22 protein-coding genes are annotated in these 21,070 nt (G+C 70.2%); 12 read left to right on the top strand and 10 right to left on the bottom strand.

The window, feature by feature from the left end; translation table 11 throughout:
* The first annotated feature begins 143 nt into the window (after positions 1-143).
* Both AB0383_RS08160 and AB0383_RS08155 read left to right on the top strand, forming a co-directional pair.
* Positions 144-713, top strand: a complete 570-nt coding sequence (locus AB0383_RS08160) for a dihydrofolate reductase family protein (protein ID WP_364179571.1) — start codon at positions 144-146, stop codon at positions 711-713.
* 11 nt (positions 714-724) lie between these two features.
* Positions 725-1,414, top strand: coding sequence for an IspD/TarI family cytidylyltransferase (locus tag AB0383_RS08155; RefSeq protein ID WP_364179570.1), 690 nt, complete (start codon positions 725-727; stop codon positions 1,412-1,414).
* A 22-nt stretch (positions 1,415-1,436) separates the two neighbouring features.
* Here AB0383_RS08155 and AB0383_RS08150 read toward each other — a convergent pair whose 3' ends face one another.
* Both AB0383_RS08150 and AB0383_RS08145 read right to left on the bottom strand, forming a co-directional pair.
* Entirely contained in the window at positions 1,437-2,432 is a 996-nt protein-coding gene (locus tag AB0383_RS08150) for an aldo/keto reductase family protein (protein WP_366185966.1), read from the bottom strand.
* A gap of 192 nt (positions 2,433-2,624) precedes the next feature.
* Positions 2,625-3,272 carry a DUF3043 domain-containing protein gene (locus AB0383_RS08145; protein WP_364179566.1) on the bottom strand — a complete coding sequence of 216 codons (648 nt, stop codon included), beginning with the start codon at positions 3,270-3,272 and terminating at the stop codon, positions 2,625-2,627.
* A 145-nt stretch (positions 3,273-3,417) separates the two neighbouring features.
* On the opposite strand from AB0383_RS08145, the gene AB0383_RS08140 reads away from it, so the two are divergent.
* Positions 3,418-3,795, top strand: a complete 378-nt coding sequence (locus AB0383_RS08140) for an iron-sulfur cluster assembly accessory protein (RefSeq protein ID WP_220237940.1) — start codon at positions 3,418-3,420, stop codon at positions 3,793-3,795.
* Between the two features lie 90 nt (positions 3,796-3,885).
* Here the strand turns inward: AB0383_RS08140 and AB0383_RS08135 are convergent, their stop codons facing one another.
* The gene (locus AB0383_RS08135; protein ID WP_220237941.1) at positions 3,886-4,068 is read right to left on the bottom strand and encodes a hypothetical protein; all 183 of its coding nucleotides are present in this window, start codon (positions 4,066-4,068) and stop codon (positions 3,886-3,888) included.
* Positions 4,069-4,213: 145 nt separating this feature from the next.
* Between AB0383_RS08135 and AB0383_RS08130 the strand changes: the two genes are divergently transcribed.
* The gene (locus AB0383_RS08130) at positions 4,214-5,203 is read left to right on the top strand and encodes a carbohydrate kinase family protein (protein WP_364179564.1); all 990 of its coding nucleotides are present in this window, start codon (positions 4,214-4,216) and stop codon (positions 5,201-5,203) included.
* 129 nt (positions 5,204-5,332) lie between these two features.
* Here AB0383_RS08130 and asnB read toward each other — a convergent pair whose 3' ends face one another.
* On the bottom strand, positions 5,333-7,267 hold the full coding sequence (gene asnB, locus AB0383_RS08125; RefSeq protein WP_364179562.1) for an asparagine synthase (glutamine-hydrolyzing): 1,935 nt from the start codon (positions 7,265-7,267) through the stop codon (positions 5,333-5,335).
* A 195-nt stretch (positions 7,268-7,462) separates the two neighbouring features.
* On the opposite strand from asnB, the gene coxB reads away from it, so the two are divergent.
* Complete coding sequence (gene coxB, locus AB0383_RS08120) at positions 7,463-8,410, top strand: cytochrome c oxidase subunit II (protein WP_364179561.1); 948 nt, start codon at positions 7,463-7,465, stop codon at positions 8,408-8,410.
* 39 nt (positions 8,411-8,449) lie between these two features.
* Complete coding sequence (locus AB0383_RS08115; RefSeq protein WP_220237945.1) at positions 8,450-8,872, top strand: cytochrome c oxidase subunit 4; 423 nt, start codon at positions 8,450-8,452, stop codon at positions 8,870-8,872.
* Here the strand turns inward: AB0383_RS08115 and AB0383_RS08110 are convergent.
* A complete protein-coding gene (locus AB0383_RS08110; protein WP_366185962.1) occupies positions 8,817-9,761 on the bottom strand; it encodes a DMT family transporter in 945 nt (314 codons plus the stop codon). The genes AB0383_RS08115 and AB0383_RS08110 overlap by 56 nt on opposite strands.
* 83 nt (positions 9,762-9,844) lie before the next feature.
* On the opposite strand from AB0383_RS08110, the gene AB0383_RS08105 reads away from it, so the two are divergent.
* Positions 9,845-10,816 (top strand): helix-turn-helix domain-containing protein, encoded by a 972-nt coding sequence (locus AB0383_RS08105; RefSeq protein WP_364179557.1) that lies wholly within the window; start codon positions 9,845-9,847, stop codon positions 10,814-10,816.
* An 82-nt stretch (positions 10,817-10,898) separates the two neighbouring features.
* Here the strand turns inward: AB0383_RS08105 and trpD are convergent, their stop codons facing one another.
* From trpD to AB0383_RS08090, 3 genes are read right to left on the bottom strand one after another with little or no spacing between them, the layout of a single operon-like run.
* Positions 10,899-11,948: an anthranilate phosphoribosyltransferase gene (trpD, locus tag AB0383_RS08100; protein ID WP_366185960.1), complete on the bottom strand. Its 1,050-nt coding sequence runs from the start codon at positions 11,946-11,948 to the stop codon at positions 10,899-10,901.
* A 7-nt stretch (positions 11,949-11,955) separates the two neighbouring features.
* Positions 11,956-12,366, bottom strand: a complete 411-nt coding sequence (locus AB0383_RS08095) for a hypothetical protein (RefSeq protein ID WP_354863944.1) — start codon at positions 12,364-12,366, stop codon at positions 11,956-11,958.
* 60 nt (positions 12,367-12,426) lie between these two features.
* Positions 12,427-12,852 carry a ribonuclease E inhibitor RraB gene (locus AB0383_RS08090; protein WP_366185958.1) on the bottom strand — a complete coding sequence of 142 codons (426 nt, stop codon included), beginning with the start codon at positions 12,850-12,852 and terminating at the stop codon, positions 12,427-12,429.
* Positions 12,853-12,947: 95 nt separating this feature from the next.
* Here AB0383_RS08090 and AB0383_RS08085 point away from each other — a divergent pair, with 95 nt between their 5' ends.
* Genes AB0383_RS08085 through AB0383_RS08070 form a run of 4 tightly spaced genes read left to right on the top strand, consistent with a single transcriptional unit; the run spans position 12,948 to position 17,289 of the window.
* Positions 12,948-13,574 carry a heme-copper oxidase subunit III gene (locus AB0383_RS08085; RefSeq protein ID WP_285969328.1) on the top strand — a complete coding sequence of 209 codons (627 nt, stop codon included), beginning with the start codon at positions 12,948-12,950 and terminating at the stop codon, positions 13,572-13,574.
* Positions 13,575-13,628: 54 nt separating this feature from the next.
* Positions 13,629-14,447, top strand: coding sequence for a c-type cytochrome (locus AB0383_RS08080; RefSeq protein WP_364179551.1), 819 nt, complete (start codon positions 13,629-13,631; stop codon positions 14,445-14,447).
* Complete coding sequence (locus AB0383_RS08075) at positions 14,444-15,595, top strand: ubiquinol-cytochrome c reductase iron-sulfur subunit (RefSeq protein ID WP_364179549.1); 1,152 nt, start codon at positions 14,444-14,446, stop codon at positions 15,593-15,595. The genes AB0383_RS08080 and AB0383_RS08075 overlap by 4 nt, the downstream gene beginning before the upstream one ends.
* Positions 15,592-17,289: a cytochrome bc complex cytochrome b subunit gene (locus AB0383_RS08070; protein WP_366185955.1), complete on the top strand. Its 1,698-nt coding sequence runs from the start codon at positions 15,592-15,594 to the stop codon at positions 17,287-17,289. Before AB0383_RS08075 ends, AB0383_RS08070 begins: the two co-directional genes overlap by 4 nt.
* A gap of 69 nt (positions 17,290-17,358) precedes the next feature.
* Here AB0383_RS08070 and AB0383_RS08065 read toward each other — a convergent pair whose 3' ends face one another.
* Together AB0383_RS08065 and AB0383_RS08060 are read right to left on the bottom strand one after the other, a co-directional pair.
* On the bottom strand, positions 17,359-17,643 hold the full coding sequence (locus AB0383_RS08065; protein ID WP_220237955.1) for an Lrp/AsnC ligand binding domain-containing protein: 285 nt from the start codon (positions 17,641-17,643) through the stop codon (positions 17,359-17,361).
* A gap of 52 nt (positions 17,644-17,695) precedes the next feature.
* Entirely contained in the window at positions 17,696-19,414 is a 1,719-nt protein-coding gene (locus tag AB0383_RS08060; RefSeq protein WP_364179545.1) for a DEDD exonuclease domain-containing protein, read from the bottom strand.
* 142 nt (positions 19,415-19,556) lie between these two features.
* Here AB0383_RS08060 and AB0383_RS08055 point away from each other — a divergent pair, with 142 nt between their 5' ends.
* Positions 19,557-20,981 (top strand): NYN domain-containing protein, encoded by a 1,425-nt coding sequence (locus AB0383_RS08055; RefSeq protein WP_364179543.1) that lies wholly within the window; start codon positions 19,557-19,559, stop codon positions 20,979-20,981.
* The last annotated feature ends 89 nt before the right edge of the window (positions 20,982-21,070 follow it).

Genomic DNA, 21,070 nt, shown 5'->3' with positions numbered 1-21,070 from the left:
TTCTCTCGCGGGAGTCCTCACGGGTCAACCTACCGGCCGCCGGAGAAAAAACTTCCGCGACCGTGTCGAACCGCGGCGGTACCGTTCGACGCGTCTTCGAGAGCCGCCCACCTCGGGCGGAACCGGACGGAGGGGAGCACCCGATGGGCAGGATCGTCAACGCCACGTTCATGACGCTCGACGGCGACATCACCAACATGGCCGACTGGCACTGGGACTACTTCAGTGAGGAGGCCACCGCCGCCGCGCAGGCTCAGCTCGATCGCAGCGACGCCCTCATCATGGGCCGCAAGACCTACGACGGGTTCTCCGCCGCGTGGCCGCAGCGGTCCGGCACCGACCTGTTCGCCGACCGGATGAACTCGATCGACAAGTACGTCGTCTCCTCGTCGCTGACCGATCCCCAGTGGACGAACAGCCACGTGCTCGGCGGTGCCGGCGGTGACGCTGTGGCCGCGGTGCGCGAGGTCAAGGAGCGCACCGACCGCGACATCCTGCAGTACGGCTTCGGTGATGTCACCCGGCTGCTGCTGGCCAACGGCCTGCTCGACGAGCTGCGCGTGTGGCTGCACCCCGTGATCTCCGGTGCGGCCAAGCCCGACGAGCTGCTTTACCGCGACACCGCGAAGGCGAGCTTCACGTTCAACGGCAGCGAAGTGTTCGGCAACGGGATGGTGATCCTCAGCTACACCCCGGCGAACGCGGCCCAGTAGGGTCGCCGACCGTGGAGACGACAGCGGCAGGGGTCGTGCTGGCCAGCGGCGCCGGCACGAGGGTCGGCGCCGCGCTCAACAAGGTGTACCTGCCGATGGCGGGCCGCCGGGTCGTGGAGTGGTCGCTGGCGGCGTTCGCCGCGGTGCCCGAGGTCGGCGTGCTGGTGCTCGTGATCCGCGAGCAGGACACCGAGCTGGCCGACGAGGTGCTGGCCGCGCACCCGGGGAAGGTCGAGGTCGTCACCGGGGGTGCGACGCGGCAGGGGTCCGAGTTGAACGCCCTGCGCCACCTCGCCCCGCGCATCGAGTCGGGCGCCGTCGACGCCGTGCTCATCCACGACGCCGCCCGCCCGCTCGCGACTCCCGCTCTGATCGGCGACGTCCTCGCCCGGACCCGCGAGTTCGGCGGCGCAGTGCCGGGGCTGGCCGCCGACGACGTGGTCTCGATGGCCGCCGACGGTTCGGTCGCCGCGCCGCTGCCGGGCGCGATCCGCGTGCAGACGCCGCAGGGCTTCCGCGCCGAGCCGCTGCTGGCGGCCTACGAACAGGCCGAGACCGAGGGCTTCCTGGGCACGGACACGGCTTCGTGCATGGAACGGTTCTCCGCGCTGCCGGTGCACTGGGTGCCCGGCGGCGCGGAGAACCTGAAGATCACCTACCCGCACGACCTCGCGGTGGCCGAGCGGCTGCTGTCCCGCTGAACAGGCTGCCCAGCGGGACAGATCACAGCGACGGGCTGCGGGTCAGCGACGCGTCGCGCTCGACAACGGACTCGAGCGCCTCGTCGATCGCCGTCAGCAGGTCGGCGTCGAGCTTCACGCCGGCGGCCTTGACGTTCTCGTGCACCTGCGCCGGGCGGGAGGCGCCGATGATCGCCGAGGCGACGTTCGGGTTCTGCAGGACCCACGCCACGGCCAGCTGCGCCATGCTCAGTCCGGCCTGCGCGGCCAGCGGCTCCAGCTTGGCGACCGCGGTCAGCGTCTCGTCGTTGAGGAAGCGCTTGACCATGTTCGCGCCGCCGTTCTGGTCGGTCGCGCGCGAACCCTCGGGCAGGGGCTGGCCGGCCTTGTACTTGCCGGTGAGCACGCCCTGCGCGATCGGCGACCAGACGATCTGGCTGAGCCCTTCGCGCTCGGACGCCGGCACGACCTGCGACTCGATGACGCGCCACAGCATCGAGTACTGCGGCTGGTTGGAGATGAACGGCACCTTCAGCTCACGCGCGAGCGCCGCGCCCTGCGTGATCTGGTCGGCCGACCACTCCGAGACGCCGATGTAGAGGACCTTGCCCTGGCGGACGAGGTCGGCGAACGCGGTCATCGTCTCTTCGAGCGGCGTGTTGTGGTCGAACCGGTGCGCCTGGTAGAGGTCGAGGTAGTCGGTGCCGAGCCGCTGCAGCGACGCGGTGGCCGACTCCATGATGTGCTTGCGCGAGAGGCCCTTGTCGTTCTGGCCCTTCGGCCCGCTCGGCCAGAACACCTTCGTGAAGATCTCGAGGCTCTCCCGGCGCTGGCCCTTCAGGCCCCGCCCGAGCACCGACTCCGCCGCCGTGTTCGCGTACACGTCGGCCGTGTCGAAGGTCGTGATTCCGGCGTCGAGCGCCGCCTTGATACAGGCCTGGGCCTGCTCCTCTTCGACCTGGGACCCGTGGGTGAGCCAGTTGCCGTAGGAGATCTCACTGATGTTGAGGCCGCTGCGGCCGAGTCGTCGAAACTCCATGCCGCTCAGCCTAGGCGGAGGTTGTTCGCGTTGCTAACGAACCTCCCCGATCGGGAAGTGGTGGTGCTCACGGATGGTCGGCGCCGGCGTTCAAGGTGCGTGCACAGCGCTCACCGGGTACTCGCCGGCAAGCAGCCGGACATGACAACGGCCGCCCCACCCGTGAAGGTGTGGCGGCCGTCACGAAAGCGCTCAGCCGGGGATCGGGTCGCCCGGGCGCAGGCGCGGCTTCGGGACCCGCAGCTTGCGGATCTGGCTCGCGCGCACGAAAGCGTACCAGCCGACGCCTCGGGTGGGCTCCTTCGGGAACCGCTCCCGGGCCAGACGGGAGATCTTGCGGCCGTTGACCACGCCCTCGATGGCCATGACCAGCAGCATCGCCATGCAGATGAGGGTGATGTACTGCTGCGCCGCGGGAACCGGGATCAGCAGCGCGAGGAACACGAGGATCGCGAGCGGCATGAACAGGCCCAGGATGTTGCGGCGGGAGTCCACGAGGTCGCGCACGTACGCCTTGACCGGGCCCCGGTCGCGCACGGGCAGGTACTTGTCGTCACCCGACATCATGCGTTCGCGGCGCTGCTTGGCGGCCGCCCGGCGGTCGTCCTTGCTGACCGGGTTCTCCTTGCGGAGCTGCTTGTTGCGCTTCATCGCCTCGCGCATGCTGGTGGGTGGCGGGGCGACCGGGCCCCGCTTGCGCCCTTCCGCTTCCCGCCGCGACGGTGTAGCCCGGCCTTTGCCCGGCGTATACGCCTTCCCGGTGGTCGACGCGGGGTCGACCACGTCGGCGTCGACGTCGTCGGCGGGGGTCTTGGTGGTGCTTCGGCGCAGGAACCTCACCTCACCAGGGTATTGCAGGCGTCACGACGATGTTCGGCAGGTCGTGCGATGTGCAACCATGGAGGGGGAACAGATCGGGTACCCGGAGAGTTGAACTGTTTCGGACGAGAAGTACCCGCAGTGAGTTCGACCTAGAGGGAGTGCCATGACGACCGCTGAGCAGACCGGTGCGGCGCAGGCCGAGACCGCCGAGGAGACCCACGGCGTGACCTTGACCGACGCCGCGGCGGTCAAGGCGAAGGCCCTGCTCGAGCAGGAGGGCCGCGACGACATGCACCTGCGCATCGCCGTCCAGCCCGGTGGCTGCGCGGGCCTGCGCTACCAGCTGTTCTTCGACGAGCGCGAGCTCGACGGTGACCTCTTCCGCGACTTCGACGGTCTGCGCGTGGCGGTCGACCGGATGAGCGCTCCGTACGTGTCCGAGGCCGTGATCGACTTCGTCGACTCGATCGAGAAGCAGGGCTTCACGATCGACAACCCGAACGCGACCGGCTCGTGCGCGTGCGGTGACAGCTTCCACTGAGCCGCGCGCTCAGCCAGCACAGACACGAAGAAGGGCCCCCGCCGAGTCGGTGGGGCCCTTCTTCGTGCTCGGAGGTGGGGTGCCGGGGTCTCAGACGTAGGCGTCGAGGTCGGCGACCTGCGCGTGGCAGGCGTCGTCGACCTGCCACGGCCGCGCGGCCCGCGGGTGCGGCATCCGGTCGGTGGTGAGTCCCTCGCTGCGGAGCGCGGACGGGATGTGGGCGCAATCGGCGATGAGCTCGCCGAGGTCTTCCGGTTCAGTGGCCGTGTTCACTTCCGTAACGCTATTGATCCTTCAGCGACTGGGAAAGCGGTACCAGCCGGTAGTGTCGGCCGAGGCGTGGGAACTACCCGGACGGGTCATGACCTGCGGGTAACCGCGCCAGAGTCGCATGCACACGACAGCCAGAGGAGAACCGGTGGCAGACAAGGCCAGGATCGCCGTGTCCGGCAGCATCGCAACCGATCACCTGATGCACTTCCCCGGCAGGTTCGCCGAGCAGCTCGTGAAGGAACAGCTCCACCGGGTTTCCCTGAGCTTCCTGGCCGACGACCTCGTCGTCCGCCGCGGCGGCATCGGCGCCAACATCGCGTTCGGTCTCGGCGTGCTGGGCGTGAACCCCGTACTCGTGGGTGCCGTGGGCTCCGACTGGGCCGACTACGCGTCGTGGCTGGAGCGCCACGGGGTGGACACCTCCGGGGTGCTCGTGTCCGAGGTCGCGCACACCGCGCGGTTCGTGTGCACCACCGACGAGGACCTGTGCCAGATCGCGACGTTCTACGCCGGCGCCATGGCCGAGTCGCGCAACATCGAGCTCAAGCCCATCGCCGACCGCGCCGGCGCGCTGAGTCTCGTGCTGATCAGCCCGGACGACCCCGAGGGCATGGTCCGCCACGCGCAGGAGTGCCGCCAGCGTGGCTACACCTTCGCCGTCGACCCGTCGCAACAGCTGGCCCGCATGGACGGCGCCCAGGTGCGCGACTTCATCGCGGGCGCCAAGTACCTGTTCAGCAACGACTACGAGTGGGAGCTGCTGCTCCAGAAGTCGGGCTGGACCGAGGCCGACGTGCTGGAGCGCGTGGGCATGCGCATCACGACGCTGGGCGAGAAGGGCGTGGAGATCATCGGCCGCGACGGCCTCGCCCTGCAGATCGGCGCCGTCCCGGAGCGCGGCAAGGCCGACCCGACGGGCGTCGGCGACGGCTTCCGCGCCGGCTTCCTCGCCGCGCTCGACGGCGGCCTGGAGCTGGAGCGCGCCGCGCAGCTCGGCTCGCTCATCGCGGTGCTGGTCCTGGAGACCGTCGGCACGCAGGAGTGGATCTTCGACCGCACCGACGTCCTGGCGCGCCTCGGCGACGCGTTCGGCCCGGAAGCGGCGGACGAGATCGCCACGGTGCTGCCGGCCTGACGCACCTCACGACTGTGGCCGCCCGGACGTCCGGGGCGGCCACAGTCGTGTCCGGGGTCGTCGCGGCCCTCGCGGAACCGCTGCCGGACGGCGTCCGGGGTGACGTTGGCCACCCCGGACGCCGGAAGCTCAGAGCTTCACCGGGTACACCGGCTCCGGAATCTCCGGCTTGATGCGGTGCTCGACGAAGATGCCGTGCCACAGCATGAACACCAGCAGCGCCCAGATCTGGCGGCTGCGGTCGAGCTGGCCCGCCTTGTGCTCCTCCAGCAGGCGCAGCACGGCGGGCTTGTCGAGCAGCTCGTCGGTCTTCGAATCGTTGATGATGCCGCGCGCCCAGTCGTACATCTCGTTGCGCAGCCACAGGCGGATCGGCACGGGGAAGCCGAGCTTGCGCCGGTTGAGCACGTGGGCCGGGATGATCTTCGCGAGTGCCTGGCGCAGCGCGTACTTCGTGGTGCCGTGCGCGAGTTTCTGGTCCAGGGGAATGGAAGCGGCGACCTTGAACACCTCGGCGTCGAGGAACGGCACGCGCAGCTCCAGCGAGTTGGCCATGGTGACCTTGTCGGCCTTCACGAGGATGTCGCCGCGCAGCCAGGTGAACAGGTCCACGTGCTGCATGCGCGCCACCGGGTCCCAGCCGCGCGAGACGTCGTACCAGGGCGCGGTGACGTCCTTGAAGCCCACACCGTCCTGATAGGTCCGCAGCACGTTGCGCAGCTGGTCGTCGCGGAAGTTGCGGGCGTTGCCGTAGTAGCGGTCCTCCAGCGGCAGCGCGCCGCGGCGCAGCAAGTCCTTGCCCCGCGTGCCTTCCGGGATCTTCGTGGACACCTTGCCGATGAGCTTGCGCACCCCGCCGGGCACCTTTTCGAACGGTGCCAGCGAAATCGGCTCGTTGTAGATCGTGTAGCCGCCGAACAGCTCGTCGGCGCCCTCGCCGGAAAGCACGGCCTTCACATGCTTTCGGGCCTCGCGCGCGATGAACCACAGCGGCACCAGCGCCGGGTCGGCCACCGGGTCGTCGAGGTACCAGACGATGAGCGGCAGGGCCTCCATCATCTCGTCGGCCGAAACCGTGCGCACCACGTGCTTCACGCCGATCGCCGCGGCCGATTCGGCGGCGACGTCCACTTCGGAGTAACCCTCGCGCTCGAACCCGGTGGTGAACGCGATGAGGTTCGGGTTGTGCTCCTTCGCCAGCGTCGCCGTGGCGGTGGAGTCGATGCCGCCGGACAGGAACGCGCCGACCGTCACGTCCGGGTCGGAGATCATGTGCTTGCCCACCGAGTCGCGCATCACATCGGCGATGCGCTGGTACAGCTCCTCGGCCTCACCGGTGCCGTTCACGGGCTTCGCCGAGAACTGCGGGTGGAAGTAGCGGGTGAACTCGACCTGCCCGCCCGGCACCACGCGGAACGACGTGCCCGACTCGACGCGGCGCACCGCCGTGTGCAGCGATTCCGGCTCCGGCACGTACTGCAGCACCAGGTAGTGCTGCAGGGCCTTGCGGTCCAGCTCCAGGGCCACGCCGAGGGTGTCCGCGAGCTCCAGCAGGCTCTTCTTCTCGCTGGAGAACGCCACGCCCTGGGGGCCGGCGGAGTAGAACAACGGCTTGATGCCGAACGGGTCCCGCGCGCCGAACACGACCTTGTCGGCGGAGTCCCAGATCATGAAGGCGAACATGCCGCGCAGCTTCTTCACCGCGTCGGCGCCCAGGTAGTGGTACGCCGCGACGATGGCCTCGCCGTCGCCTTCGGTCTCGAACTTCGCGCCGAACTTTTCAGCGAGCTCTTCGCGCAGCTCGCGGTAGTTGTAGATCTCGCCGTTGAAGTTCATGGTGTAGCGGCCCGGCGCCTCCGACGGACCCCAGTGCAGCGGCTGGTGGGCGTGGTCGACGTCGATGAACGCCAGCCGGTTGAAGCCGTAGACGACCTCGCCGTCGGCCCAGGTGTCCTGCTCGTCGGGGCCGCGGTGGCGCTGGCAGCGCATCGCCGTGCCCACGGCTTCACGGGCGTTCGCCGCGTCGGTCTCGGTGCCGCAGATCAGTCCAAGCAGGCCGCACACGCGTACTCACACACCTCAGGGTCTTCGCCGGTCCGGGAAGGGCACAGTATGCCGCGAACCGTGCACCGCGGACCGCATCGGGTGGACGCGCGCGCGTTGTGGTCACCCCTTGGACAGCGGGAACCGTGAACTCGGCTAGGCTCCGCCTGTCACGAAGATCGGTCGAGGAGGCTCTGGGTGAAAGGGCGAGGCGCAGTGGGAAAACCAGCGCGCACCCACGGGAGTAAGCGTGTCGGCCGGGTCGCCGCGCTGGCCGTGCTGGTGGCGCTGACCGCGACGGGCTGCTCCGGGGACGAGATCCTCCGATTCGGCTGGCCGGTCGGGGTCACCCCGCAGGCCGAAGAGATGCAGAACCTCTGGACGTGGACGGTCGTCGCCGCGCTCGCCGTCGGTGTCATCGTGTGGGCCCTGATCTTTTGGACCGCGACGTTCCACCGCAAGAAGAAGAACTCTGCGGTCGAGGGGCCTGACGACCTCCCGCGGCAGTTCCAGTACAACATCCCGCTCGAGATCTTCACGGTCGTCGTCCCGACGATCATGGTCTGCGTGCTGTTCTTCTTCACCGCGACGACCGAGAGCAACGTCCTGGACAAGAAGCCCGACCCGGACGTGACCGTCGACGTGGTGGCCTTCCAGTGGAACTGGGAGTTCAAGTACGACGACGCGAACGCGAAGCGTCCGGACGGCAGCCAGGTCAGCACCGTCGGTTCCTCCGGCGAGATCCCGCTGCTGGTGCTCCCCACGAACAAGACGATCGAGTACCGCCTCCGGTCCACCGACGTCATCCACTCGTTCTGGGTCCCGGAGTTCCACTTCAAGCGCGACGTCTTCCCGGACCCCGAGAAGAACAACCAGGACAGCTCCTTCCAGAACTCGATCGACCGCGAAGGCTCCTTCGTCGGCCGGTGTGCGGAACTCTGCGGCACGTACCACTCGGTGATGAACTTCGAGGTCCGCGCGCTCTCGCCGGACAAGTACGACCAGTACATCAAGCTGCGCACGGAAACGAACCCGAAGACGGGCCAGCCGAACACGGCTTCCGAGGCGCTGGCGGCGATGAACTGCGGCGAGCTGTGCACCCCGCACGCGGTGACCACGCAGCCGTTCAACACCGACCGCACCGCGCGTACCGCGTCCAACTGACCGGTTCCGGCGAACCAGAGGAGTAGGGGAGAAAGTCCCATGAAGGTCGAAGCCCGGATTTTCTACATGGTGGCGGCGTTCGCCGTCGTCATGGCCGTCATCTACTGGGTCATGACCGCCCTCTACGCGACCGACCAGAAGGCCGAGCCCGTCGGCATCGTCTCGCTATTCCTGACCGGTGGTCTCGCGTTCCTCGCGGGCAGCTACATGCAGTTCGTGTCCCGCCGGATCGAACCGCGCCCCGAGGACCGCGAGGACGCCGAGATCAGCGACGGTGCGGGCGAGCTCGGCTTCTTCAGCCCGGGCAGCTACTGGCCGATCGCCATGGCGGCCTCGGCCGCGCTGGGTGGTCTCGCGCTCGCGTTCTTCCACATCTGGCTGCTGGTCATGGCGCTCGTCGCCCTGCTCATCGCCGTGGGCGGGCTGGTGTTCGAGTACCACACGGGTCCGAACCACGAGTGACGCTTTCCCCGGCCGTTCGCGACCGGGACCTGCCGCCGCGCTGGGGTGCCAGCGCGGCGGCGAGCACCGCCAACATGCCCAGGCCCTCCGGCCACGACAGCCGGTGGCCGAACGCCAGCACGTCCACCACCACCGCGACCACCGGGTAGAGGTAGGACAGCAGCGCCACCGTCGTGGTGGGCAGCTTGCCGATGCTCGCGTACATCAGCACGTACATCACCGCCGTGTGCACGGTGCCGAGCAGCACCAGCCACAGCAGCCCCGGAACCGAGTGCGGTAGCGGCGTGAACGCCAGCGCCGGGGCCAGCAGTACCGTCCCCACCGCCAGCTGCACCGCCGCGAGCAGGTGCGGGCGCACGTGGGTGAGCTGCTTCGCCACGAACGACGTGCCGGCGTAGAGCACCGCCGCGCCCAGCGCGAGCGCGATCCCCGCGAACCGCACCGGTTGCCCGTCGTCGCCGTGCGCCGAAAGGGAGATCACCACCACGCCGGCGAACGCGACGCCCGCCCGCGCCAAGTGCGTCTTCGCGACTTTTTCACCCAGGAACGCCGCCGCCAGACCCACCAGGATGAGCGGCTGCGTGTGGTACACGACGGTGCTCACGCCGATCGACGACAGCGTGTACGACGTGAACAGCAGCACCCAGTTGGCCACCAGCAGCACGCCCCCCAGCGCGGCCAGCAGCAGGTCGCGCAGGGACGGTCGCCAGCTGCGCAGATAGCCGCGCGCGAGGCACCACACCACGAGCAGGACACCGCCGACGAGACAGCGGGCGAACGCGACGGCGGGCGCGGCGGCACCGCTTTCCAGCACTACCGCGCCGATCGTGCCCGACAGGGCCATGGCGGCCGACCACTGCAGGACCGGGCGGGTTTCGGGGTTTTTCATGCCTCACAGATTCGGCCCGCGAGCCCCGCGCGAACAGTGTCAGAGATGACAACGACCGCAAAACTTGTGACACGCTGGGGTGCGTGGATGTGCAACGGGTCGCGGTGGTGCTGGCCGACCGGGTCTCACCGTTCGAGCTGGGCGTCGCGTGCGAGGTGTTCGGCACCGACCGCAGCGCGGACGGAATCGAGGGCTGGGAGTTCGGCGTGTGCTCGCCGAAGGGGGCCGAAAACCACACAGTGGACACCTGGTCCGGTTTCGGGCTCACGGGACTGTCCGGATTGGACTTCGCCGCGTCGGCCGATCTGCTGATCGTGCCGACGTGCGAACCGCGCATGGTGGCGCCGCCGGAACCGGTTCTGGAGGTCCTCCGGGACGCCAGGGAGCGCGGCGCGTGGGTCGCCGGTTTCTGCGCAGGTGTGTTCTCCCTCGGCTACGCGGGCCTGCTCGACGGCCGCCGCTGCACGGTGCACTGGGTGTACGAACAGGACTTCCGCAGGCTCTTCCCGAAGGCCCTTGTGGACCCGCAGGCGCTGTACGCGGACGACGACGGCGTGTCGACGAGCGCGGGCACCGTCGCGGCCGTCGACCTGTGCCTGCACCTCGTGCGGCGGCTGCGCGGCGTCGCGGCGGCCACCACGCTCGCGCGGCGGATGGTCGCGGCGCCGCACCGCGCGGGCGGGCAGGCGCAGTTCGTCGAGGCACCGCTGCCCGCCACCGCCTCGCCGGACGACGCCGTGGTCGCCGAGGCGCTGGAGTGGGTGGAACGGCGGCTGGACCGGCCGTTCACGGTCGCGGAGCTCGCGCGCCGCAGCGGGCTGGGGGAGCGGACGTTCCTGCGCCGGTTCTCCGCCGCCACGGGCACCACGCCGCACCGCTGGCTCACCGAACGCCGGCTCGACCGCGCGCAGGCGCTGCTGGAGGAGGGCCGGCTGTCCGTCGAGGACATCGCGACCGCCTGCGGCTACGCCTCAGCGGCCGCGCTGCGCCACCAGTTCACGCGCCTGCGGGCAACCACCCCGAGCGCCTACCGCGCGGCTTTCCAGGGCTCCTGAGCCGCTTTTGTCCCCGGCGCCGCTCCCGCGCACGACGAAGGCGGCACCGGAAGATTCCGGTGCCGCCTTCGTCGTGGTCGGGTCAGCGAGACGCCGAGGAGAACTTGATCCAGCGCTCCAGGAGGGCCGCCGCCGCGCCGGAGTCGATGGCGCGGTTGGCCTGCTCCAGTCCGGTGGCCAGATCGTCCTCCAGCGAACCGGAGAAGCCCCGGAACGCGGCGAGCGCGGCTGCCGCGTTGAGCACCACGGCGTCGCGCACCGGACCGGTCTTGCCGGCCATGAGCTGGCGCACCACTTCGGCGTTGGCGGTCGCGTCGCCGCCGCGCAGGTCCTCGGCCGTGGCGCGCGGGATGCCGAGCGCGCCGGGGTCGAAGCTGCGTTCGGTCACAGTGCCGTCCGAGACCACCCAGACCGACGTGGTCGTGGTGGTGGTGATCTCGTCGAGGCCGTCGTCGCCGCGGGCCACGAGCACCGAGAAACCGCGCTGTGCGAACACTTCCGCCAGCACGCGGGTCTTGTCCGCGTACGCGCAGCCGATCAGCGCGCTGCGCGGCTGGGCCGGGTTGGTGAGCGGGCCGAGCAGGTTGAACGTCGTCGGCACGCCCAGCTCCCGCCGCGGCGGGCCGGTGTGGCGAAACGCCGGGTGGAACGCGGGCGCGAAGCAGAAGCCGATGCCGATCTCACGCAACGACCGGTGCACCGCGTCCGGCGGCAATTCGATCGCGACGCCGAGCGTCTCCAAAACGTCGGCCGCGCCCGACTTCGACGAAGCGCTGCGGTTGCCGTGCTTGGCCACGGGCGCGCCCGCAGCCGCTGTGACGATCGTCGCCATCGTGGAGATGTTGACCGAGTTGGACCGGTCGCCACCCGTGCCGACGATGTCGACGGCGGGCGCGTCCAGCTCGATGCGGCGCGCGTGCGCCAGCATCGCCTCGGCCATGCCGGAGATCTCCTCCGGCGTCTCGCCCTTGGCGCGCAACGCGATCGCGAACCCGGCGATCTGCGCCTGCGTGGCCGCCCCGGACATGATCTGGTCCATGGCCCAGGCCGTGTCGTCGGCGGACAGGTCCGAGCGCCCGATCAGCTGCGTCAGCAGGCCGGACCAGGTGTGGGGGACCGGGGTGGTGCCCATCCCCGGCTCAGCCGTTGACGGCGGGCACGCGCCCGGCGCGCAGCACGCCGGCGACGGTCTCCGCCGCGGTCAGCGGGTCGAGTGGGTGCACCAGCACGGCGTCGGCCTGCGACCAGGTGGCGAGCCAGCGGTCGTCCTTGCGCCGCACGGCCACCACGATCGGGGGGCAGTCGGTGATCTCGTTCTTGAGCTGGCGGGTCAGGCCGATGCCGCCGGTGGGCTGGGCCTCGCCGTCGAGGATCGCGAGGTCGACGGTGCCGGCGTCCACCTCGGACAGCACGTCGGCGATCCCGGCCGCCTCGACGTACTCCACGCGGCCCAGGTCGGCGGCGGGCCGCCGGCCGACGGCGTTGATGATCGCGTCGCGGACCTCGGCCTTGTGGCTGAACACCAGGATCCGCTTCGTCTGCTCGCCCATTGAGCACGCCTCCGTCTCGTCACGGGTGGAACTTCGCGATCGTATCGGCCGAGATGCATCTCACGCGGACGCGGTGGGCGACTCACCCGGTTGCCGCGCGTCCCAGCCGAGCGCGTCGCCGCCGAGGCGCTGCGCCAGACCGGCCATTCGCGACCGTTCCTGGGCGCAGTGCAGGGCGTCGAGCACCTGCACCCGCAGGGCGTGGACCAGCACTCGGTCGCCGTCGGGACCTTGCTCGCGCAGCTCCCACCCGTCCTGGGCAAGGATCGCCGCCGCCTCGGCCACGCGCTCGGGCGGCAGGCTCAGGTGGTGGACGAAGACCGCGGGGGCGGACGCGACCCAGCCGGGTGAATTCGTGAGCACGGCCGAGTCCGCCACGGCGGGGTCGAACGCCTCCGCGACGATCACCAAACCGGGCGCATCAGGCGTCAGACCGGGACTTTCGCGCTTTCGGGCCAGGTCACGAAGCCGACCGAGCAAACTCACGAGTAGCTCCTGCCTGTGCCGGGTTCGGGTGTGATGCGAAGCTCCCACGACCCGCCGTGGACCCGAAGGGCGGGGTGCCCGCGCGGGAGGACATAATGCGATCCGTGACAACGGCAGCTCCCACCATCAGCCAGCGGGTCCACTCGCTGAACCGGCCGAACATGGTCAGCGTCGGCACAGTCGTGTGGCTGTCCAGCGAACTGATGTTCTTCGCCGGACTGTTCGCCATGTTCTTCACCGTCAAGGCGCAGAACGCGGCCGGCGCACCCTGGCCGCCGCCCTTGCACGGCGAGGAATTCCACCTCAACATCCCGTACGCGATCCCGTTCACGGTGATCCTGGTGCTGTCCTCGCTGACGTGCCAGTTCGGCGTGTTCGCCGCGGAGCGCGGGGACGTCTACGGGCTCCGGCGCTGGTACATCGTCACGTTGATCATGGGCGCGATCTTCGTCGCGGGCCAGGCCAACGAGTACCACAACCTGGTGAACGAGGGACTCACGATCCCGTCCGGCCCGTTCGGCACGGTGTTCTACCTCGCCACCGGTTTCCACGGCCTGCACGTGATCGGCGGGCTCATCGCGTTCGTGTACCTGCTGATCCGCACCAAGCTCAGCAAGTTCACGCCCGCGCAGGCCACCTCGGCGATCGTCGTGTCGTACTACTGGCACTTCGTCGACATCGTGTGGGTGGGCCTCTTCGCGGTGATCTACATCCTCCCCTGATCCCGCCCGCCGCCACCACCATCGGCCTGAACTGACAGCAAGGGTTGCCGCAAGATGACCACCAGCAAGAAGTCCCCGGAGCGCCGGTTCCGCGCGCGTTCGAAGCTGCGCAGGCGTTTCGCCGGCCTGCTCGCACTCGGTGTCGCGCTGGTGGGAGCCGGCGCCCTGTACGCCGTGTTCGCGCCCGAGCCCCAGACCGCGCAGGCCCAGGGCGACCCGGCTCTGCTGCGGCAGGGCGAGCAGGTCTACAACAACACCTGCATCGAGTGCCACGGCAAGAACCTCGAGGGCGTGCAGGACCGCGGTCCGAGCCTCATCGGCGTCGGCGACGCGGCCGTGTACTTCCAGACCTCGTCCGGTCGCATGCCTGCCGCGCGCCAGGAGGCGCAGATCGAGCGCAAGCCGCCGAAGCTCACGCCGAGCGAGATCGACGCCGTCGGCGCCTTCGTGCAGGCCCACGGCGGCGGCGCGCAGCGCCCCGACGAGACCGGTGCCGCGCTGCGCGGCAGCGACCCGGCGCGCGGTGGCGAGCTGTTCCGCCTCAACTGCGCGTCGTGCCACAACTTCACCGGTCGCGGTGGCGCGCTCTCCGCGGGCAAGTACGCGCCGAACCTCGACCCGGCCACCGAAGAGCAGATCTACGACGCGATGCTCACGGGGCCGCAGAACATGCCGAAATTCTCCGACCGGCAGCTCAACCCGGAGGAGAAGAAAGACATCATCGCTTATGTAAAGTCGGTGTCAGACGGCAACAACAACCCGGGTGGTAACGGCCTCGGCGGGTTCGGTCCCGCTTCCGAAGGCCTTATCGCTTTCGTCGTCGGAATTGTCGCGCTCGTGGGCATCACACTGTGGATTGGATCGAAGGCATGAGTGCCGAAGGGCCCCAGCCGCCCTCGGAGGCGGAACTGGCCAAGATGGACCGCGACCAGCTGCTCAAGCTGGGCGGTCAGCTGGACGGCGTCGAGATCGTCGACTATCCGGAACCGTGGCCGGTCAAGGACACCCGCGCCGAACGCCGCGCGCAGCGGCTCGTCGCGTTCTGGTTCGCCCTGTCCGCGCTCGCGGGCCTGGCGTTCGTCGTGGTCGTCGCGTGGCCGCACTGGTGGGAGTACAAGGACCCGAGCGACGCGAGCGGGCACGCCACCTACAGCCTGTACACCCCGGCGCTGGGCGTCACGCTCGGCATCGCGGTGCTCGCGCTCGGCATCGGCGTGATCCTGTACACGAAGAAGTTCGTGCCGCAGGAGAACGCGGTGCAGCAGCGCAGCGACGGCCCGTCGGCCGAGGTCGACCGCGCCACGATCCTCGCGCACCTGGCCGACGCCGGGGCCCGCAGCACCATCGCCCGCCGGTCGCTGATCAAGCGCACGGCCGGCGCGAGTGCCGGTGTGCTGGGTCTCGCGGTCGCGGCCCTGCCGCTGGCGTCCTTCATCAAGGACCCGTGGAAGGACACCGACAACGAGAACTCGCTGTGGCACACCGGCTGGCAGCCGCAGCACCCGGGTGAGGTCGTCTACCTGCGCGCCAACACCGGCAGCCTGGATGACGACGTCGAAAAGGGCGTGACCCTGCTGCGCGTCGAAGACCTCGACGCCGGCGGCATGGAGACGGTGTTCCCGTACCGCAAGACCGAGGCGGGCAACCGCGAGGCGCTGGCCGCCGCGCTGACCCGCGTCGACAACCCGGTGATGCTCATCCGGCTGCGCCCCACCGACGCCGCGCGCGTGGTGAAGCGGAAGGGCCAGGAGGACTACAACTTCGGCGACTACTACGCGTACACGAAGATCTGCAGCCACGTCGGCTGCCCGACCTCCCTGTACGAGCAGCGCACGAACCGCATCCTCTGCCCGTGTCACCAGTCGCAGTTCGACGCCCTGCACTACGCCAAGCCCATCTTCGGCCCGGCGACGCGTCCGCTGGCCCAGCTGCCGATCACGGTTGACTCAGAGGGATACTTGATCGCACGGGGCGACTTCAACGAGGCCATCGGTCCGGCCTTTTGGGAGCGTAAGTCATGAGCTCACTGACCACGCCCACCAAGGGCACGAGCGCGCTGGAGCAACACCTCGGCGAGGCCGCGGACAATGCGGACCAGCGGTACAAGCTGGCCAAGGGCCTGCGTCACCAGATGAACAAGGTCTTCCCCACGCACTGGTCGTTCCTGCTGGGCGAGATCGCGCTGTACAGCTTCATCATCATCCTGCTCTCGGGTGTGTACCTGACGCTGTTCTTCGACCCCTCCATGCAGGAAGTCACCTACCACGGGAGCTTCCAGAACCTGCAGGGCGTCGAGATGTCGCAGGCGTTCCGCACCACGCTGGACATCTCGTTCGACGTGCGCGGCGGCCTCTTCGTGCGCCAGCTGCACCACTGGGCGGCGCTGATCTTCGTCGCCTCGATGATGATCCACATGTTCCGGATCTTCTTCACCGGCGCGTTCCGCAAGCCGCGTGAGGCCAACTGGATCATCGGTGGCCTGCTGCTGGTCCTGGGCATGTTCGAAGGCTTCTTCGGCTACTCGCTCCCGGACGACCTGCTCTCCGGTACCGGTATCCGCGCGACGCTGTCGGGCATCGTGCTCTCCGTGCCGGTCATCGGCACCTGGATCCACTGGGCGCTGTTCGGCGGCGAGTTCCCGGGCGACCAGATCATCCCGCGCCTGTACACGCTGCACATCCTGCTGATCCCGGGCATCATGCTCGCGCTGATCGGTGTGCACCTGGCGCTGGTCTGGTACCAGAAGCACACGCAGTTCCCGGGCGTGCGGCGCAAGGAGACCAACGTCGTCGGCGTGCGCATCATGCCGTACTTCGCCCTCAAGGGCGGCGCGTTCTTCACGCTGGTCACAGGTGTCATCGCGCTGATGTCGGGCCTGTTCCAGATCAACCCGGTGTGGAACTTCGGGCCGTACAACCCCTCGATGGTGTCGGCCGGCTCGCAACCCGACTTCTACATGGCCTGGGCCGACGGCATGCTGCGCATCTGGCCCGCGTGGGAGGTCTACCTCGGGAACTACACGATTCCGGCGGTGTTCTTCCCCGGCGCGGTGGGCATGCCGCTGCTGATCGGGCTGCTGCTGGCGTACCCGTTCCTGGAGCGCAAGCTGTCGAAGGACAACGCGGCGCACAACCTGCTCCAGCGGCCGCGCGACGCACCGGTCCGCACCGCGCTGGGCATGATGGCGCTCGGGTTCTTCCTGGTCATCGAGCTGTCGGGCTTCAACGACATCATCGCCGACCAGTTCGACATCTCGCTGAACGCCACCACGTGGGCCGGCCGCATCGGCGTGCTGATCGTGCCGCCGATCGCCTACTACATCACCTACCGGATCTGCCTGGGTCTGCAGCGGGCCGACCACGAGGTGCTGGAGCACGGCGTGGAGACGGGCATCATCAAGCGCCTGCCGCACGGTGAGTTCATCGAGGTCCACCAGCCGCTGGGCGGCGTGGACGGCCACGGCCACGCGGTGCCGCTCGAGTACCAGGGTGCGCCGGTGCCGAAGAAGATGAACAAGCTCGGCACCGCCGGGCACGCCGTCCCCGGCTCGCTCTGGACCGCGGACCCGCCGGAGGAGTCGGCCGCTCTCGAGCGCGCTGCCCACGAAGGCAACGGCGACGGGCACGGCCAGGCCGCCGAAGGCGACACCTCCAAGCTGGGCAGCCCGCAGCTGACCAGCGCCCAGCCGTCGGATTCGCGCGGCTCCGGGCACTGAGTTCCCGCTGACACGGCGAAGGCCCCTCCACCCGTCTCGGGTCGGAGGGGCCTTCGCCGTTCGCAGGTGTCAGGCGCCTTCGACGCCGATCTCGAACGCGGAGTCCGTGTCGGCCCGTGAGTACGAGCGGAACGCGATGTGCGTGACGGTGTCCAGCACGCCGCTCACCTTGCCGATGCGGCCGGGGATGAGGTCGGCCAGGTCCTCGTGGGCCTTCACGCGCACAGTGGCGATCAGGTCGACGTCACCGGCGCACGAGTAGACCTCGTTGACCCCTTCGAGGTCCGCGATCGCCTGTGCGGCCTGCGGGATCTCCTCGGCCTCTACGTTGATCAGCACGATCGCCGTGATCACAGCGTTCCTCCACTCCCTGGCGGTACCCGACGAGCGCTGATCGTAGCCTTCATCACCCCGCCACCCGCTCCAGCGTCCGGGCACCGGCGGCCAGATCGAGCCAACCACGCCACCCGGCGACGGCGGTGGGTTCGGCCCAGGGCCGCGTGGTGCGCACGAGCCGCACGCCGGGCCGGGCGAGCCAGCGCAGCAGCACCGTGACTTCTTCTCCCGACGAGCCGCGCAACGGCCCTTCGCCGGGCAGCACCGTCTCCGCGGCGGCGACCAGGTGTTCCACCACCGGCATCGGCGGGACTCCGCGGCGGGCGACGCCGGCGGACGCCAGGCGGCCGTGGCGGATCACGGAGAGCTCCCAGCCGCCGTTGCCGTCCGGGTTGGCGGCGATGAGCTCGGCGATGTCGGCGAGCGCGGCTTGCCGGTGGGACCGGCCGACGGCACGCACGAGGTCCGCCAGCTCGTCGCGATGGCGTGCGGCCTGCTCGTAGTGCCGGCCCTCCGAGAGCCGGTCGAGCTGAGCCGCGGCGATCTTCAGGGGACGCCCGTCGTGACCGGAGATGAGGTCGCGGGCGGCCACGACGGCGGGGGAGTAGTCGTCCACGCTCTGGCGGCCGGCGCACGGCGCGCCACAGCGGCCCAGCTCGGCGAGCACGCACGGGGTCGCGGAGCCGCCGCGCGCCGAGATTCGCATCGTGCACGTGCGCAGCCCGGCGGCGCCCGCGAGCGTGTCGGCGGCCGTGCGGGCATCGGCCTGGCTGCGGAAGGGGCCGAGGGTGCCTTCGCGCGGCAGCCGGACCACGGACAGGCGCGGGAAGGCCTCGTCGGTGAGTCCGACCCACCACGCGTGGTGCGGGTTCTTCGAGCGCCGGTTGTACATCGGCCGGTGGGCCGCGATGAGCCGCAGCTCGCGGATCTCGGCTTCCAGCGAGTGGGCGCATTCGATGGCCTCCACGCGTTCGGCCAGCGCCACCATCTCGCGGATGCGCCCGCGGCTTTCCGAGCCCGTGAAGTACTGCCGCACGCGCCGGCGCAGATCCCGCGCGGTGCCGACGTAGAGGACCTCCTCGCGGGGGCCGCGAAACAGGTACACGCCGGGCCGCGCCGGCAGGTCGGCCGCGAGGTGGCGTTTGCGCCGCTGCGCGGTGGTCACCTCGGGCAGGTAGTCCACGAGCTCTTCGACCGTGTGCACGCCGACGTTGCCGACCCGCTCCAGCAGCGCGTGGAGGACGTCGACGGTGGCACGGGCGTCGTCGAGCGCGCGGTGCGTGGGCCGGGTGCGGGAGCCGAGCAGCATCGCCAGGTTCGAAAGCCGGTAGCTGCGGGCCTCCTCGCGCGGGATCACGCGCCGGGCGAGCTTCACCGTGCAGATCACCGTGGCGCGCGGCCAGACGTAGCCGTGGCCTTCGCAGGCGGCCCGCATGAAGCCCGTGTCGAACCCCGAGTTGTGGGCCACGAGCACCGCGCCGGAGATGAACTCGAGGAACGCGGGCAGCACGCGCTCGATGCGCGGCGCGTCGTAGACCATCGCCTGCGTGATGCCCGTGAGCTCCACCACCTGCGGCGGGATCGGCGAACCCGGGTTCACCAGCGTCGCGAACTCGGCCACCACCTCACCGCCGCGCACCTTCACGGCCCCGATCTCGGTGATCGCGTCCGGTCCCGGCTTCGTGCCCGTGGTCTCGAGGTCGAAGACGACGAACGTGATGTCCCGCAACGGGGTGCCGAGCTCGTCGAAGGCCAGCTGCGCCTGGCCGGGCCGCGGTCGGGTGTCCATGATCGCGCACCTTAGGACCGCCCACCGACAATCCCGGACGGCGCGATCCGTGTGACGGGTGTGGCGCGGGTGCCTGGTGGGGTGGGTCCCACGTCCGGTGACCAGCGGCGCGCGATCCGGCCCTGGGGCCTACCCTGGTCCAATGCACCCCCAGCCCGTGGATCCGGTCGCACCCGAGGAGGCCGCCGGCCCCTCGGCCGTGCCGGCGCGGGCTGACGCGACCGCGGTGCCGGCCGAGACCGGCGCGGCCGAGATCCCCGAAGCCGACACGGCGGCGCCCGAGCCCGCTTCCTGGACGGGCCTGCCGGACGCCGTGCGCGAGCGCATCGCCGAGCTGGCGGCCACCGCCGTCGCGAAGCTGCCGCCCACCGACGTGCCGCGGCAGCTGCGTCCCGTCGCGAAGTTCGCGCCCGCGAAGCGCGCGAAGCTCGGCGGCGCGGCGTTGCTGGCCGCGCTGGGCGACTCCGCGCAGTTCCGCACCGCCGTGATCGAGTGGCTGCGCGAGCACCGCACCGACGCGCTGGATCCCAACGCCGCCGATTCCGTCGTCGGCGCGGCCGCCGCCGTGCTGCTGGGGGAGTCGGGCGCGGCCGGGCGCGTGCGGCTCGTCGCGAAGAACGCGGAAGAGACGGCGCTGCGGGCCGAACGCGACGCCGCGCTGGTTCGGAACCAGAAGCTCGAGGCGGAGCTCGCCGAGCTGCGGGGGGAACTGGACCAGGCGCGCGGCGCCGTGGAGGCCGCTCGCGGCGAACGCGAGGCCGAGGTCGAGAAGCTGCTGCGCCGGTTGCGTGAGCAGGGTGTGCAGCTGCGCAACGCCCGCGACGCAGCCGAGCAGGCCCTCGCCGAGGTCGCGCGCGGCGGCACGGCGAAGGCCGAGGAGATCGACGCGCTGACCACGCAGCTGGACCGCGAGCGTCGCCGCGTGGCGGCCGAGCGCGCGCGGGCGGAGCGGGCGGTCGCCGATGCGGAGATCGCCCGTCAGTCGGCTCGTGAGGCCCGGGAAGCCGACGAGGTGCGCCTGGCGCTGCTCGTCGACACGATCGACGGTGCCGTGACCGGTCTGCGCCGCGAGCTGATGCTGAGCGACCGCGGCGCGCGGCCCGCCGACATGGTGCGCGGCGCCACGTCGGGGCTCGGCCCGGGCGGGCGCGTGCAGGACGTCGGGGCGCTCGACCGCTACCTCGCGCTACCCAACGTGCACCTCATCGTCGACGGCTACAACGTCACCAAGACCGGCTATCCCGAGCTGGCGCTGGCCGACCAGCGCGACCGGCTCATCCACCAGCTCTCCGCCCTCGCCGCGCGCACGAGCGCCGAGGTCACGGTGGTGTTCGACGGGGCCGGCGTGCTGTCCGTGCCGGCGTCGGTGCCGCGCGGCGTGCGCGTGCTGTTCTCAGACCGCGGCGTGCTGGCCGACGACGTGATCCGCTCGATCGTGGCGGCCGAGCCGAAGGGCCGGCCGATGGTCGTCGCGACGTCCGACCGGGCGGTCGCCGACTCGGTCCGCGCGACCGGTGCGCACTCGGCGCCCTCGGCGGTGCTGGTCAGCCGCCTGAGCCGCGTCTGAGACCCGTCCGGGGGACGGCTGAGGCCGGCGGGACGGAAACTGTCGGTGGTGGCTCCTACCGTGCGTCCCAGGAAGCACGACAGCCAATT

The sequence above is a fragment of the Amycolatopsis sp. NPDC051373 genome, from assembly GCF_040689465.1.
Taxonomy (GTDB): Bacteria; Actinomycetota; Actinomycetes; order Mycobacteriales; family Pseudonocardiaceae; genus Amycolatopsis.
This window is presented reverse-complemented; position numbering and strand designations above follow the sequence as displayed.

What these genes read in the sequence shown, in the direction of transcription:
- AB0383_RS08110 (WP_366185962.1), bottom strand. Translation starts at nt 9,761, where the DNA reads ATGAAAAACCCCGAAACCCGCCCGGTCCTGCAGTGGTCGGCCGCCATG.
- AB0383_RS08055 (WP_364179543.1), top strand. Translation starts at nt 19,557, where the DNA reads ATGCACCCCCAGCCCGTGGATCCGGTCGCACCCGAGGAGGCCGCCGGC.
- AB0383_RS08160 (WP_364179571.1), top strand. Translation starts at nt 144, where the DNA reads ATGGGCAGGATCGTCAACGCCACGTTCATGACGCTCGACGGCGACATC.
- AB0383_RS08150 (WP_366185966.1), bottom strand. Translation starts at nt 2,432, where the DNA reads ATGGAGTTTCGACGACTCGGCCGCAGCGGCCTCAACATCAGTGAGATC.
- AB0383_RS08060 (WP_364179545.1), bottom strand. Translation starts at nt 19,414, where the DNA reads ATGGACACCCGACCGCGGCCCGGCCAGGCGCAGCTGGCCTTCGACGAG.
- AB0383_RS08115 (WP_220237945.1), top strand. Translation starts at nt 8,450, where the DNA reads ATGAAGGTCGAAGCCCGGATTTTCTACATGGTGGCGGCGTTCGCCGTC.
- AB0383_RS08140 (WP_220237940.1), top strand. Translation starts at nt 3,418, where the DNA reads ATGACGACCGCTGAGCAGACCGGTGCGGCGCAGGCCGAGACCGCCGAG.
- AB0383_RS08080 (WP_364179551.1), top strand. Translation starts at nt 13,629, where the DNA reads ATGACCACCAGCAAGAAGTCCCCGGAGCGCCGGTTCCGCGCGCGTTCG.
- trpD (WP_366185960.1), bottom strand. Translation starts at nt 11,948, where the DNA reads ATGGGCACCACCCCGGTCCCCCACACCTGGTCCGGCCTGCTGACGCAG.
- AB0383_RS08070 (WP_366185955.1), top strand. Translation starts at nt 15,592, where the DNA reads ATGAGCTCACTGACCACGCCCACCAAGGGCACGAGCGCGCTGGAGCAA.
- AB0383_RS08075 (WP_364179549.1), top strand. Translation starts at nt 14,444, where the DNA reads ATGAGTGCCGAAGGGCCCCAGCCGCCCTCGGAGGCGGAACTGGCCAAG.
- AB0383_RS08095 (WP_354863944.1), bottom strand. Translation starts at nt 12,366, where the DNA reads ATGGGCGAGCAGACGAAGCGGATCCTGGTGTTCAGCCACAAGGCCGAG.
- AB0383_RS08085 (WP_285969328.1), top strand. Translation starts at nt 12,948, where the DNA reads ATGCGATCCGTGACAACGGCAGCTCCCACCATCAGCCAGCGGGTCCAC.